A 13,997-nucleotide genomic window follows, 5' to 3' on the forward strand; every position below is an offset into this window, starting at 1 on the left:
AAGTGACGAGTCCAGTTTGTTAACCGATTTCTGATTTTCCATAATGGATGCACGGTTTTCCCCGACGCTGGATTTCACTTCCTTGAATGACTGCGCCCATGCTTCTTTTTCATCGGCAAACACGCGGTCAAGTCGTTTAATTTCCGCCTTGTTCTCACCGTCCCGCTTCCACAGGTCAAACGCATTCTGCTGAATGGCTATACTGTTTTCTAAGTCAGCTTCGCCCAGATAACCTATCTGCTCTTCTAGTCGCTTCCCGGCTTCAGTGGTGAGAAACTTATTCCCCAACTCGTCTAAAATTTCCTTGGTGTTATCATTCGGCTCTCCTGCGGCCTCAACAAAATGTGATTTACCAAACTCGTTCACACTGCGAACATAGAACCAATACTTAGTCCCCGCTTTCAGTTGGCTTTTAATCCAGAATTTGGCGATGCCCAAGAAATCCGCTTTTGCCTCAACGTCATTGATATCGATAATCTGGCGTTCGGAAAACCAGAACTCAAATTGAGTATCTAACGTCTTGGGCGCGCTAATGTGAGGAATGGCTTTCAATTCGAAAAAGCCCGGTTCAATATTGACCGTAGAAGGTGCAGCGGGGGCACCAATAACCAGTTGTACTTTGGTTTCATCCCCCAGCATTCCACTGTCATCACGAGCACGGACACCAACCAGATACACGCCAGCATCTAAACCATTAAAGTAATATTCCAGTTCTTTGGTGTTGCCGCGAGAAACCACTTTATTGTCACGATAGACGGCAACATCAAAAGTAATATTCCGGTTAATGGTTGTGGTTGCCCACATGGCACGCGCTTGTACCTGTGAACTATCGAGGATATAGGCAATGCTCAGGCGTTCAATATTAGGCAAGCGAATGACATTTTGTGTTGTTGGGTTATCCTTAAAATTGGCACCATTATCAACAATGGCTTCTTTTTGAGGTTCGTGTTGAATACAGGTGAAATTGTAATTGCCTGTCTTGTGATCTTCAGCAATGCTCATTACCCTGAATAATCGAGTAACCAAGGATTTTTTTGATACCGAGAAAACGCCCCACTGACGTAAGCCCTTGGGTTCATCCTTTAAAGTAATCACATCACCTTTGGCGGATTCGATATCAATTTTGACAAATTTCCCCTCGCTGCCCATGTAAGAGAAATAGCCCGTTTCCTCGTGAGTAAATTCAACAGGAGCATCAAGCTTGACCTCTTTGCCAGAGAAAGAAAGCACTCGTCCACCGACTCGGGCAACAGCAAAACTGTTATCTGCGATTTCAACAATATCACCCGGGATGCAATTAATCCCCTCACCGCCGGCACTGAAGGTGATTGAATCCGTTTCCAATTTTTCAGTTTCGATTATCCATTTGCCGACACGATGAGCCTGTCCGCGGCTGGTGCAGCCAAAGGCCACGACCTTTTTAACATTAATCCCAAATCGCTCTGACAGCTCATCATCTTGAATAATTTCCCTCTCGTTCTTCCAGCCGTTACCCGGGTTAACCCAAGTGACCTCAATTGCAGTGTGCCTGGCTTTCTTTGATGCAGAGCTGTAGTTAAATTTCCCCTCAACGACGTTTGCATTGGTAAATGTCCATGCCGGATCTGATGGCCTGTCCTGAAATGCAGTCAGTTTCAGTCCGTTCCAGACTTGCATCCCTCGAAAGACTGACGCCAAATCATCCAGTACATCACGCGCCTTACGCTGGGTGGCAATGTAAGCGTTACAGGTAAAACGCGGTTCAGTTCCGCCAAAGCCATCAGGCACCATCTCATCACAGTATCGAGCGATGGCATACAATGCGAACTTTTCACAACCAAACGTCCCCATCAGCTTCCCGATGCCATAGCGTGTATTGGTCACTAGGTCGTAGAAAATCCAAGCAGGGTTATTCGTGTAAGCGGGCTTGAATCGCCCTGTCCACACCCCCTTGTATTCACGAGTTTCAGGGTTGTAGTTATCCGGCACCTGAACAATCATGCCGCGAATGTGATAAGTGCGCTTTGGGGTATCGGCAAACAAAGAGCGGTCAATGCGCATCCCCACCACGGCACTATTGGGGTAGCTCATTAAAGTATCAGTGATTTCGGTGTAACTGGCCCAGACTGTACCGTTGCGGAGTTTGTCGCTTTTGCTGTCATCCGTTAAGCGCGATACCCTGATTTGAAATGGCTTCTTTTTGGGGGCGTCAATGGTATGGGACTCCAAATACTGCCCGCTGATTTTAGCCGGGCCTATTTGAATCGTCTTGGCATGCACCCATCCCTCACCATCATTCACGGCTATCGCCAGCTCTACCATGCTGTTGCTTTGGTTTCCCTTGTCGTCTGTTTTCACCAGCGCGCTCACACCCACAGTAAACCTGATGCGATCCACATCCTGATTGGATACCGTTCGGAGAATGGGCGTATCTTTTTTTACTTCAACACTGACAGGGATTTCACTTTCAACAAATGGATAGTCTTTTAAGGGTTCTTGAGATTGAGTGCCTGCGCGCCACTGTACAGTGACGCCATTGATATTAGGGTGTCCATTTTTATCAACAACGGGTGTCCCGTTAATTCTGAAACCATGTAAGCCACCCACTGGCCCGTCTATTTGCCCCTCACTGACCAAATCGACAATTTTTAAAAACTGCTTATTTTTAAGATTATCATCCAGCAATTTGGGTGTGCTGCCACCGCCCCCGCCTTTCGCCATTATTCCGTCTCCAAGCCCTGAGAAATTACATTTGAACCCACAACCATCTCGCCGTAAGCAATTGGCACGGGATAACCCTGTCCAATGCGGTTCTCCAGCGAGTTGAAATAGCTGTTTCCGCTCGTTTTACTTGACCCCATTTCAGGCGGCTGTGGCATCTTCGTTAACATTGAAGACAGCCCCGCACCGATTAAGGCGACACCAGCAATGGCTAACCCTGAAGATAAAGCACCCCATGCAGCAATAGATGCTCCACCTGTCCAGAATGCCGCTGCAATCGCTACAACCCCCAAAATAGCCATGCCAACACCGCCATTTCCTCCTGCACCACCTACCACCGGAACAATAGTGACGATATCGCCATCATGCAGGGGATGGTTCATCCCCACTGGAATATTGGCTTCTGTCATATCACGCCCGGCAATACGCACACGGATATGCCCATCAGACACTGCTTTCTGGAATCCGGGTAACTGATAGCACAAGCACCGGATAGCTTCCGCTGCATCACGCACTTCTAATTCGTAGCGACGGCCAAATCTTCTAAGATGGCCTCCAAGCTGTAACTTGACCATTGTGTGTGTCTCCATATGGAATGGGTGTATTTGAGCCAGTAACCATCGTAAACATCGCGTTTGCTGATACGGTCTGGCCTATGATGGAGGATTTGCTGATTGCCGATATAGATAGCCCCGTGACAGGGTATTTGACTGCCTAGTGTGATGAGAATAATGTCACCTTCCTGTATCTCATCCACTTGTTCAAAGCCTTGGCTGACACCGTTATCGAGATAAAGGTTTTGCCCTTTGTTCCACCATTCATCTTCACGACTGAAATCATCCAACTCGATGTCTGCAAGGTGATAAGCATCCTGAATCAGTGTGTAGCAATCTTGTGCACCATGAATAAACTCACGGCCCAATAATCGGGGAACCGGGCGGAATTTATGCACCCGATCACCACAGGCCAGCCACCATGGCAATCCCGTTTTGAGTTGCTGCTCCCTGTCCCCTGCACTCAATCGAGGCTTGCCGTTTGGGTGACTGTGAACAACGGCTTCAATGTCTGCAAAGCACTCCGCCGTTATCCAGTCATCCGGGTTAATTTCGAAATAATTCTCGGGATCTGGGGAAATATTGCGGCATGGGAAATAGCGTCCACCTGAAATCAGGCCGCACGATTCCCTCACCCCTTCCGCTTTCGCGTGGGCGATAATCTCTTTTTCAATCATAATTAGCCTAGTTTGTTAGCGCCCAGAAAGCAGCCAATGGGCATGGGCTGAGGACGTGGATATCGTTTGAGGCAACCTGTGTATTTTTTGGAGCATCTGTCTTTAAGCGGGTCATTTGTTGGCTGGTCTTTCTCGTCGGCTACGGGCGGGCCATCATAACCGCAATCCGCTGAACGGTATTGCCAACCACAGATATCCGCCTGAATTACACGCGCAGGAATTAAAGCGCCATCCGTTTCACTCGGTAAGGCCAGCACATAAGTCACAAAGTCCGCATTTGAATCCTGTTTCTGCTCTATCAAGTACTTGCTGACCGCTTCACGGGTTGGATCTGCCTGTGGGTTGCCATTGGGAAAATTGACCGCATCCAGATAAATCTCAGGCACTTGATGACGTGTCACGACCGCGCCTAACGCATCGTTGAAGTCCTGATTGATTGCCGTAATAAAGCCGTTAACGTTGGCAAATATCATTTTGGGTCGGGAACTTGGCCCCTTGCCATTCATCTCAAAGCCTGACACTTCAACCGGATAAGCCTCATAGCGCATGCCCTGCCAGATAACCGGCTCCAGCTTGCCATTCATGCCATCATGAAAACGGTAAATATCACCACCAAACGCCGTTAAATCTATTTCATAGAGATTCAGAATTGCGTTCTGACTCAGTTCAGTCACCGCAATCCGCATCTCTTTTGGGATGTCTCTCACGCCACCACCTCCTCAAAGACACAATTGATAGACCACATCACCCGTTGTCGGTTTACTGTCCAAGAACGGCATACAAAGGTGCGTAATTGATTATCGTCACTGGTTAGCCATGTGAACGATTCCACCGCCCCCCTTGCCCGTAGAAACGCATCAATAGCCTTCCCTGTTTCCGTTTTCTCCATAAAGTTAAGTTGGTAACGCTTTAACTGGTTATTAATGCCGTCCTTGATACGCTGTTCGTAACCGTCACCGAACTTAATCACTTTTACGCGTGGCTCATGAGTGACTTCATAGTTAGCTTGAGGTCGCCATTTGAATTCTGGTTTTGTCATATTTCACCCATAAAAAAACCCTCCTAAGAGGGTTATTGAATGTAAAAAACCGCACTAGGCGGCGTTAGAAATGAAAAACCCGCGCGGGGCGGGCTGGTTATTGTTCGCTATTTATCTTATCAAAGATGTCGTGATTCAATTTTTGTACTTCTAAGAAGTTGATAATAAAAAAAATAATTGAATAAATCAGCAAGCCACAAAATAATATGGGAAAGCTAAAATAAATTGTTATTCCTTTAATATCAAACGAATAGCTTGAATCAGGCAGATATTGATTCAGCAAAAGGTAGGTTGTTGCTAAACCAAAATGCACTAAAAAGGAGTTTCTAACATTTCTTAAGCTTAGTCTTATGTCCTGGATGTAATTTTTATTTTTAACACCAGATATATTGAATGTAACTATTAACCCTAACCCGATAGAAAACATGATCCCGGCTACTGTATACAGTGTTGAAATCAAAAAGGAATCCGGTCGCGCATCAACTAAGGATGAGCAACCTACAACTATTACTATGATAAATAGTAAACTAGCTACTTTCCGTTTCATTTTTCAGCTCAATAAGGAATTTGTTCATCTCTTGAAAAACCTGCTGTTCAACAAGTTTACCCGTTTCTGTTACTTCTATGTCAACAGGTTTTATTCTTAAAAGGTCTTTTCCTTTTACTTCTGTTTTGCCATCAGCCCTTTTGAATGAAATGTTATCAAGGTCACTAACCGGCTTCAAGTAAGCTCCAAGTATATTGGCGTATTCATCTTGTGTCATTTTTCTGGGTTTTTTGAATTTTATCAATAACTCAGCTGAGATTAATTGACTATCTTGGATTTGTGCAAAAGTGGTTGTGTTTGACATTACACTACTCAAATAAGCAATGACCGTTTCCGTTAGTTTTATTTTTGTTGATGATTCAGCTAGTTGTGTTGTTTGGCCATTATTATTTATTGCTGTGTTACTAGGCGCTGGTAGGGGAGCTGGATCTCGGACAATAATTGCTTTTATATCTTTCAATTTGGTTTGGTGGTTGACGTCCACCATAGGCGTGAACTCAACAAGCTCGTTGTTTATGAACCAACCAATATATGTCTGTAGGGAGCGTATTGTTTTGTTTAGGGCTAAATTTGTAACTAAAAAATCATTGCTTATAGCGAAATAGTAATGATCTTTACAAATGACGGCGGATTCAATGCCTGTACCTTCGAGTTCTTCCATAGTGAAATTTTTTTTCTCAAGCAAATTATCTGGGATTTGCTCTATATCACTACTTGGCGCAATTCTGAGCATAGTACAAGAAATGGCGTTAGTTTGTTCTGATGTTTGATAATACGAAATTAAGTCTTGTTCTTTTTTGGGATCTTCTGAACTAAGAAGCAAACATCTATCTTTTACCATAGCTGTTTTATTCAGCTTAGTAAGTAGCGAATCTTTAACCTCGCTATGAGATCTAGTGATATCAATATTTTTTATTTTAAATGCTCGTAGTTTAATAGTTCTTGGTTTTTTGGAACGCTCAGTTATGGTATTTTTTTCTTCTTCATTCATTGGTGCCACCTTAAGCAAAACAATTCTTAGCTAGCAGCGAAGGAGTGAGCTATTTTAATTCACTTGCCTTTCAAATCACTTATTCGCCATTGTGTGGCTCGCCATACTAAATCACTTTTACTAATATGTGATCAGAACTTTCTTAATCTGTGAGATGGTAAAGGGATATAATTTTTATATAGCGTTGATGAATTTTAACCATCACTCCCTAAACTCAGAACCTAACCAGCTATTGCCACACAAAAGAAAACCCGCCGAAGCGGGTCTTAATGGCTTTGTATGTTTTACAGTCCGAACCCAAGAGATTGTGCTAAGTCGTATGCCTTTCAGTTTGCCATAAAAAGATCTCTTAGTTCTTTATGGCTGATTTCATTTCTGCACTCTGCAAAACAATCATAGCTTCAAGCTTTCTTGATTGTAAGGCTGTAACTGGCTCCAACTTAGAAGTTAGGAAGTTAATCCTATTAGGCAGCGGAATAGTTAATTCATATAGAACTCAGTAGAAAATAATTATTTGATATTAAAGTAGTTTCAATTTGTTATTTTTCATAATTGCAACTTTCACGATATGTACTAAGATCAAAGTAACCCTAAATAATTTCAAACGACCATAATCACTCGTTAATATATTTGGGTGCAACAGCAAATGTTAATATAACTTTTTGAATCAAATTCAAATAATAATTAAGTAGAGGAATAAATAATTACCTCTAATAAGGAGTAACAAATGGCACTAACACTAACTGCACTTAGCAACTTTCGTTCTGGTTATTCTTCGTCAGTAGAGGCTCAACTAGAAGATAAAATTCTTGGAATAACTATTTCTATACCTGAAGTATGGTTTCATGAAATAGGCGAAAGTAATTTTAAGAAATTAACCCTTGAAGAAATTGAAAAGCAAGCTATTCAGGTGCTCAAAGAGAATGAAGGGTAATCTTGAACATAAATAATTTTACGGCTCATCTAATTTGATGGGCCGTATTTTTATTAATATCCAATTTTCTCAAAAAGACCATCATCTCTCATTTGATTCACCGCAAACTCGGTCATTTTAGCATCAATGATATTGGAAAGCATTCTTGCGTCTTGCTCAGTAACGCCGCCTTGTGTCTTAATTGTGATCTGATTCGTTTGCTGTAGAATCAAAGTCTTACCCCCTCCTCCCATATCCCCATTGCTAATCACTTTACCTCTGTCACCCGGCAATAAATATTGATGACCGTTACTGGCTTTAAGAATTTCTGGCTGGTTATTTTCACCGATACGGTAAGCCCCGTTTGGGCTAACCGGCCCACCATTTTTACGAGCGCCGAGTAATGCAATCATGGCAGGAACCGCAGTTGCCATTGCCATCATCCCGACAGTTGCAGCGCTTCCCATTGTAGCGACGCTGGTTGCAGCGGCAGCAGGTGCCATAGATGCAGTAATACTAGCACCTGTTACTGCTGCCGATGCTGCGGCGGCGGTGTTGGCTGCTTTACCGATGACCATGTTTTTAACTTGCTGCATTCCCATTTGAACCAGGGCACTAACAGCCTCGTTAGTGATGGTTAGTGCTAGGTTACGCATGGCATCATTAGCGCTTTGAGTTCCGGTTAGTAGCCCGGTGATGGCGTTGGCAGAGCGTTGGCCTAGTGCTTCAATAGAACTACCAAGGAACTGATACATCTCATTTTGGTTCTTCCACTGATCCCACTGAGCGGCGGTCATGTCATCATTGAATTTACGGGTTAATTCAGATTTGAGTTGCAGTATTCTTTCATGTTCGCCAATATCATGGGCATTATAGGCATCCAGCAATGCCATTTTCTGAGTGTATTCATTCTGGAGTTGTTGAATGGGGTCGGCTTTGCCCAATAGCCCATCTTCGAAGCTCACAGATGAATCAACTTTTTTGTTAATTTCGTCTTCCGTTTGCTTATTCTTGTAGCGCTCTCTTATCTCTTTTTCGCGCTTATGAAATTCCTCTATCTCAATTAATTCTTGAACTAAAACACGACTCAGATAATCCAACTCTTCATCCATTGTCTTCTTGGATTTCGCCAAAGAATCTTGCTCAAGAAACCATTTTCTGGCTTCTGCATCTTTTTCAAGTTCATACTTCTCTTTAGCGTTTCTTCTGGTCTGTTCAATCTCTTCGGGTGACGATCCTTTCGGCATGGCTTTAGCGGCATCATATTGCGCCATTTTAAGACTGGCTTCCTCGTAACCAGTCTTGAGCCTATCTATCTCTTCTCTCTGTCTGGAAAGTGCGTTAGTAATGTCTTCAGCCTGTCTTTTGGCTTCATCCGCGGCTCTCTTGGCTGCACTTTCTGCATCCCTTGCGGCGTCTTCTCTTTGTTTTTCAGCTTCCTTGAGTTCGTGATTTTTTTTGGTTTCTTCCTCTATCTTTTCTCTCTCATCAGGGGTTGCCTTCAGCTCATCAGCCTTGAATTCTGCGGCTTTCAAGTCTCGCTTTAATCCCTTTTGAGTCCTGAGTAACTCATTTTCATTTTTAAGCTTGGTGATAAAGTCCGCAGCTTTGCTAGATGCCTCATCCAGTGAGCCATTTCTATTCTTGTTGGCGTCTGCGTTCTCATTGGTTAGCGTTGTATTATTAGCAATTGCATCACTGGTACGCTCAATGGCTTCCTTGTAGTTTCCTTTTACAATTTCCATATCAGCAAGAACACCCTTGGCTACCGTCAAATCGCCTTTGAGTTCATCCATTTCTTCTTTGGATTTTCTGGAATATATAAAGCCGCCATTGTTATCAACGTCCCATTGAATGCCACTTACCTTTGTCTTTTGTTTTTCTATTTGCTCCTGTTGTTCGACCAGCTTCCGTTCTAATTCAACTTTATTCCTTTCAAGTTGAGCCTTATTCAGATTTTTTAAATCTCCAGTCAACTTTTCAACAGTAAGAGATAAATCTTTGGCCTCATTCTTTGCGTCTTCCGCTTGTTGATGGAAATAATAAAGCGCTGTTGCTGCAAGCATGACTACGCCAAGCGGCCCACCTAAAAATGCCATCGCCCCCTTAAGTCCATTCATTGCAATACTGGCGGTGTTTGTGGCTGCTGTTAGCCTTGCTTGAGCGACGGCGGCCGCATCTTGTGCAGCTTTGTATGAAGCGGTTGCTGTGGTTGCTGTAGCGCGAGCTGCGGTTAATCTGTTTAGCGCTGCCGCCGCTGCATCAGTTCCCTTTGCGGCGGCATATTCAGCCTCAGCGCGGCGTAATGCCTCAATAGCAGCAACTTTATCCATTTCTGCCTTACGTAATATCATGTTGGCAGCATACAATGCACTTTCGGCCTCTGCTTTATTGGCTTGCGCTAGCACAATAGAAGCCCTGACATTTGTTATTTTTTGGCTGGCTGCTAATGTCATCGCACCAACCATTCTTGACCCCATAACTACAGCTAATGCAGTAGCAGCACCAGCAACCAGATCCATGTTTTCACTGACCGTTACCAGAGTACTATTAAATACCTTAAGAGCCGTCTGAACCGTGGTAGATTGCCCAAAGAACTTGGTCATGTTATTCGCAGCTACTTCTATTGATTGACTCATTGTCGCTGACGTTTTACCGAATTCTTTAGAGATAACCTCTGACTGAGCCAGAAAAGCCTTTGACACAATCTCGGCAGTTAATTTACCTTCTGCTGCCATCTTTCTTAGTTGACCAATATTCACGCCAAGGTGATCACTCAATGCCGCAATTAGGCGACTGCCGTTCTCGGACATGGAGTTAAATTCTTCACCACGCAGGACACCCGAAGCCATAGCTTGCGAGAACTGAATCATGACACTCGATGATTCTGCGGCGGTTGCACCTGAAACAACCAGACCTTTTGCTACAGTTTCGGTGAGTTTTGCCACATCATTTGCCGACATACCATAGCTACGTGTAGCTCTCTCAAGGCGACCATATAATGCAGCAGTGCCATCCAAACCAGCACGGGAATTCTGGGCGATATTAAAGACACGCTCAGTCACTTCTGCCAGAGTTTCATTTGCTTTAACGGCGTTAACCAACTTGTTATTAGCCACAACCCAAGCGTCGGCATAACTGGCTATCTTTTCGACGGACAATGCTGCTGTTACTGCTGTAGCAGCCCTTGACAGGCTTAATAATGCTTTTTCAGCTCCCTGCACTGAGCGTCCAGTTTGGTTAAAACGCTGCTCCACTTGTCCTAAGCGTGAATCTAGTTGCCTTTGTGTAGATAGTAATTGTGCAACATCCATTGAGACTTGATAAACAATGTTTCCTACTTGATGCTCTGCCATTTTATATCCTCTTTAAAAAAGAAAACCCCGCCAAGTGGCAGGGTTTGGATTATTCTTTTGGTGATTATTCAAACAAGTCTTTTGCGTCGTCAGTGTCAAACTGAATTCTCATTCTTTTGTCATACTTCACAACGGCGGCGTTTATATTACCTTTTCTATAAATGCGGTATTCAGCTTTAACGCAATCAGGATCTATGAGGCACTTATATGGAGTTTCTTTCACTGCCGCCTCATTTGTCACTTTATTTTCTGTTGCTATCGGTTCGCCTAGTATTTGTTGAGTGTAACTAGAAAGAGAGTCATATTTTGATTTAGATTCATTATCCACATACGCATAGATGCCAAATATCTTTCCATTATGGTGCATAACATGATATTCAGCATCACTCCCAGCATCTGGATTGGGTGCTCTTTTTAATTTGGCATCAACAATATATTTTTCAGACTGCTCAAGCTTTATCTCCTCTACCAAGTTTTGCTTGGCAAGGTCATCAAAGTTACTACCTAATTTTATACCAAAGACAGCAGGTGAATCGTCACAGCCTGATAATAAAAAACCGCATATAAGGGCGAATAATAATCTCTTCATTATTATTTCCCATTATCAGATAAGCATTTTTCTATAATTTCTTTTCTATTCCATTCGACAGGAACAGCCCCAAGTGTTGTTTTGTAAAATTTAACATTTGATCCATTAGCAGAACTTTTTACATCTGCAAACATGACATCATTGACAGTAAATATAGTAATTGTATTGCCAAAATATTCGGTATGAGTTGTATTATCTCGCTCTAATAAGACTCTTGTATTCGTCCATCCATTATATATACACCCAGCAAGCTCTTTTGCTGTCTTGCTACTATTCCCTTCAAAATTCGGAGTCTTATTTCTGGCTTCATTAGGCGTTGCCAAGCAACCAGATAATATCAATACTAAAAAAGAAACTCCGGCTATCAATAACTTCCTCATCACAATCCCTCATCGTTAAATTTTCCTGATTGTAGTCCACTTACCCCGCAAAGTTGAGCAAAATAACAGCTACATAGGTCACTATTTCGAAAATGAGAAATGTCTGAAACACTTAAATTGAGGGTCTCGATATAAGCCAGATAGCATAAAGCCCCATCACGGGGCTTTTTTGTTGTAGTTAGGTGGTAGAGCATCAATCAAAAGGCCAATAGCTTTTTCAATAATTTCGGATTGCTGACTAATTTTCATGAACCTGTCGGTTTCTGAAAGTTTTAATGAGTTGCGTAGTTCAGCTTCTTCTTTTTTTAGCCTGTTAATTTCTTCGTCTTTTTCCTCTATGGATTTAGTTTTTCTCATTAGCTCGGCAATATAGTCGTATATATCATCTTTGTATATATTGCCTCTATTTTTTTGAGTAGAAACAATAAGCGTCTCTATTTGTTGATATTTTTCCAACCTAAAAAGAATTTCTTGTTGCAAGCTCCTTGCTGAAGTCTGCGCCTTATCTTCTAGGTTACTCCTCATTTCTGGTGGCATCCTTAGCGGGTATGGTGCTATGCGTGACATTATATTGACTCCTTATGATTCATACTAACAAGTTTAATTAACAAACATCAACTTGACAATGGAATCCATAGGATCCATACTTCGACTGTGAAATCTAATTTCAAGGAGAAAAAAGGAATCATTATGAGTCATAAACAAAGAATCCCCCCTTATCCTTTAAGAATGCCACCTGAAGTCAGAGCGTGGTATGAAGAGGAATCAGGCAAAAGCGGACGCTCTCTAAATGCTGAGATAGTGAAAATACTAAAAGACAGAATGAATAGAGTAGCAGGACAACGGAAGAATGCAGCGTAGAAACAACGAAGCCCCAACTGCTTTGGGGGCAGTTAGGGCCTCTGAGTGTTATTTACCGTGCGAGATAAACAACTTAGCCATTGTAACGAATGACAATTCAATTTTCCAGAACACCTGCAAGTGTTCTAACAACAGGAAAACCAGCAGTTTGCCGTTGCTGGTTTCCATCAGACTACTCTATGGAGAGTTTTTAATGACTAATAATAATGTAGCAAATAGCTTCAATTTTGTCACCGAAAAAACCATTGACACCCAGCAGTTGTTGATTCTTGTGAACCAAACACGTCAAGAGTGCAATGAAAAGCCAATCAGAAATAACGACTTCTTAAATAGAGTCAAGGATGAACTTAATGGAGAGTTTTACGAAACTTTCGTAAAACCTTCTGGTGAAGCTGGCGGTAGGCCGATTGAAGTAATCGCAATGAATATCAAACAGGCTCTTCGTGTTGCTGCTCGTGAATCAAAGGCGGTTCGCCGTTCACTAGTCGATAAATTGGAAACTATGTACAACAGCAAGCCAACAACACCAAATGAAATTATTGCAGCTATGGCATTGGCAAATGTTGAGCACGATCGCCGCATCGCTATTGTAGAACAGAAAATGGAGCATATGGAGCAAGGAACCATCCCTGTTGGCTACCAAGGTTACAGCTACCTGAAAGCCACTTACGGGCTGAGTGATGCTAAAAGCAGGCAGTTAGTCATGGCTTGGTCAGTGCCTCACAAAAAAGTCCCTCATGTTGCACCGGGTGGGCAGGTTACTCAGATGGCTGTAGTGCATGAAGAATCATTCGAAAAAGCCTTGCGTCAAATGATGATACAAGCAGAGCAACGTGGTTCATGGTGGTATCACCCTAAGCTGGGTAGGTTTTCAGCCACAGATTTGAAAACAGAAGTGGCTTAGTACTTGATTGCCAAGGAAGGCGAGCCAGCTAAATTATCACATTGCGAAACTAATGTAATCATTCAATTAAATAATTGAACAAGTTTTCGAGGTGCTTCCCAAATTCACAATACGAATCTTTACAAAAAGTAACAGTCACGTAATAAATAGTATCGCGTTAAAACAGCGAAGCCCCGAACTACTGGTAATAGTTTCGGGGCCTCTTATACAACGTCTACCATCCCACGAAGGAGTTTAGACATGACTATTATAACAGTTAACGAATTAACTAAACACTCCCGCTCAGTAGAACATATGATCGCCATCATGCACAACAGCATTCCGGTTATTACTACTGAGATGTTGGCCAATGTTTATGAAACTGATGCGATTAGAATCCAGCAAAACCACACAAGAAATGCTGACAGATTCACCGAAGGGAAGCATTTCTTTAAGTTAACTGGTTTATTTCTAAAAGAATTTAAGAACAGACTATCTTTAAGCGAG

14 protein-coding genes are annotated in these 13,997 nt (G+C 42.7%); 4 read left to right on the forward strand and 10 right to left on the reverse strand.

The window, feature by feature from the left end:
• The 6 genes from FE392_RS16605 to FE392_RS16630 all read right to left on the reverse strand — a co-directional run.
• A partial coding sequence (locus FE392_RS16605) for a TipJ family phage tail tip protein (protein ID WP_319931320.1) occupies positions 1 to 2,700 on the reverse strand: 2,700 nt, incomplete at its 3' end.
• Entirely contained in the window at positions 2,700 to 3,275 is a 576-nt protein-coding gene (locus FE392_RS16610; protein ID WP_319931321.1) for a tail assembly protein, read from the reverse strand. The genes FE392_RS16605 and FE392_RS16610, both read right to left, overlap by 1 nt.
• Positions 3,218 to 3,931: a C40 family peptidase gene (locus tag FE392_RS16615; RefSeq protein WP_319931322.1), complete on the reverse strand. Its 714-nt coding sequence runs from the start codon at positions 3,929 to 3,931 to the stop codon at positions 3,218 to 3,220. The genes FE392_RS16610 and FE392_RS16615 overlap by 58 nt, the downstream gene beginning before the upstream one ends.
• A 2-nt stretch (positions 3,932 to 3,933) precedes the next feature.
• Positions 3,934 to 4,638 carry a phage minor tail protein L gene (locus FE392_RS16620; RefSeq protein WP_439153503.1) on the reverse strand — a complete coding sequence of 235 codons (705 nt, stop codon included), beginning with the start codon at positions 4,636 to 4,638 and terminating at the stop codon, positions 3,934 to 3,936.
• Entirely contained in the window at positions 4,635 to 4,970 is a 336-nt protein-coding gene (locus FE392_RS16625; protein WP_319931323.1) for a phage tail protein, read from the reverse strand. Before FE392_RS16625 ends, FE392_RS16620 begins: the two co-directional genes overlap by 4 nt.
• 527 nt (positions 4,971 to 5,497) lie before the next feature.
• Positions 5,498 to 6,508, reverse strand: coding sequence for a hypothetical protein (locus FE392_RS16630; protein WP_319931324.1), 1,011 nt, complete (start codon positions 6,506 to 6,508; stop codon positions 5,498 to 5,500).
• 727 nt (positions 6,509 to 7,235) lie between these two features.
• Between FE392_RS16630 and FE392_RS16635 the strand changes: the two genes are divergently transcribed.
• Positions 7,236 to 7,442, forward strand: coding sequence for a hypothetical protein (locus FE392_RS16635; protein WP_319931325.1), 207 nt, complete (start codon positions 7,236 to 7,238; stop codon positions 7,440 to 7,442).
• A 53-nt stretch (positions 7,443 to 7,495) separates the two neighbouring features.
• Here FE392_RS16635 and FE392_RS16640 read toward each other — a convergent pair whose 3' ends face one another.
• The 4 genes from FE392_RS16640 to FE392_RS16655 form a co-directional block, all read right to left on the reverse strand.
• Complete coding sequence (locus FE392_RS16640; protein ID WP_319931326.1) at positions 7,496 to 10,777, reverse strand: tape measure protein; 3,282 nt, start codon at positions 10,775 to 10,777, stop codon at positions 7,496 to 7,498.
• A gap of 64 nt (positions 10,778 to 10,841) precedes the next feature.
• Complete coding sequence (locus FE392_RS16645) at positions 10,842 to 11,366, reverse strand: hypothetical protein (RefSeq protein ID WP_319931327.1); 525 nt, start codon at positions 11,364 to 11,366, stop codon at positions 10,842 to 10,844.
• Between the two features lie 2 nt (positions 11,367 to 11,368).
• Positions 11,369 to 11,749 (reverse strand): hypothetical protein, encoded by a 381-nt coding sequence (locus FE392_RS16650; protein WP_319931328.1) that lies wholly within the window; start codon positions 11,747 to 11,749, stop codon positions 11,369 to 11,371.
• A gap of 153 nt (positions 11,750 to 11,902) precedes the next feature.
• Positions 11,903 to 12,313 (reverse strand): Arc family DNA-binding protein, encoded by a 411-nt coding sequence (locus tag FE392_RS16655; protein ID WP_319931329.1) that lies wholly within the window; start codon positions 12,311 to 12,313, stop codon positions 11,903 to 11,905.
• 123 nt (positions 12,314 to 12,436) lie between these two features.
• On the opposite strand from FE392_RS16655, the gene FE392_RS21340 reads away from it, so the two are divergent.
• From FE392_RS21340 to FE392_RS16665, 3 genes are all read left to right on the forward strand, one after another.
• Positions 12,437 to 12,607 (forward strand): Arc family DNA-binding protein, encoded by a 171-nt coding sequence (locus FE392_RS21340; RefSeq protein WP_369292877.1) that lies wholly within the window; start codon positions 12,437 to 12,439, stop codon positions 12,605 to 12,607.
• Between the two features lie 193 nt (positions 12,608 to 12,800).
• Complete coding sequence (locus FE392_RS16660; protein ID WP_319931330.1) at positions 12,801 to 13,511, forward strand: hypothetical protein; 711 nt, start codon at positions 12,801 to 12,803, stop codon at positions 13,509 to 13,511.
• 240 nt (positions 13,512 to 13,751) lie between these two features.
• A partial coding sequence (locus FE392_RS16665; RefSeq protein ID WP_319931331.1) for an ORF6N domain-containing protein occupies positions 13,752 to 13,997 on the forward strand: 246 nt, incomplete at its 3' end.

Source organism: Xenorhabdus santafensis (assembly GCF_033949405.1).
Taxonomy (GTDB): Bacteria; Pseudomonadota; Gammaproteobacteria; order Enterobacterales; family Enterobacteriaceae; genus Xenorhabdus; species Xenorhabdus santafensis.

Bases quoted from the DNA above. Each gene is read 5' to 3' on its own strand.
- FE392_RS16610 (WP_319931321.1), bottom strand. From the start codon at position 3,275: ATGGTCAAGTTACAGCTTGGAGGCCATCTTAGAAGATTTGGCCGTCGC.
- FE392_RS21340 (WP_369292877.1), top strand. From the start codon at position 12,437: ATGAGTCATAAACAAAGAATCCCCCCTTATCCTTTAAGAATGCCACCT.
- FE392_RS16625 (WP_319931323.1), bottom strand. From the start codon at position 4,970: ATGACAAAACCAGAATTCAAATGGCGACCTCAAGCTAACTATGAAGTC.
- FE392_RS16630 (WP_319931324.1), bottom strand. From the start codon at position 6,508: ATGAATGAAGAAGAAAAAAATACCATAACTGAGCGTTCCAAAAAACCA.
- FE392_RS16635 (WP_319931325.1), top strand. From the start codon at position 7,236: ATGGCACTAACACTAACTGCACTTAGCAACTTTCGTTCTGGTTATTCT.
- FE392_RS16660 (WP_319931330.1), top strand. From the start codon at position 12,801: ATGACTAATAATAATGTAGCAAATAGCTTCAATTTTGTCACCGAAAAA.
- FE392_RS16645 (WP_319931327.1), bottom strand. From the start codon at position 11,366: ATGAAGAGATTATTATTCGCCCTTATATGCGGTTTTTTATTATCAGGC.
- FE392_RS16655 (WP_319931329.1), bottom strand. From the start codon at position 12,313: ATGTCACGCATAGCACCATACCCGCTAAGGATGCCACCAGAAATGAGG.
- FE392_RS16640 (WP_319931326.1), bottom strand. From the start codon at position 10,777: ATGGCAGAGCATCAAGTAGGAAACATTGTTTATCAAGTCTCAATGGAT.
- FE392_RS16615 (WP_319931322.1), bottom strand. From the start codon at position 3,931: ATGATTGAAAAAGAGATTATCGCCCACGCGAAAGCGGAAGGGGTGAGG.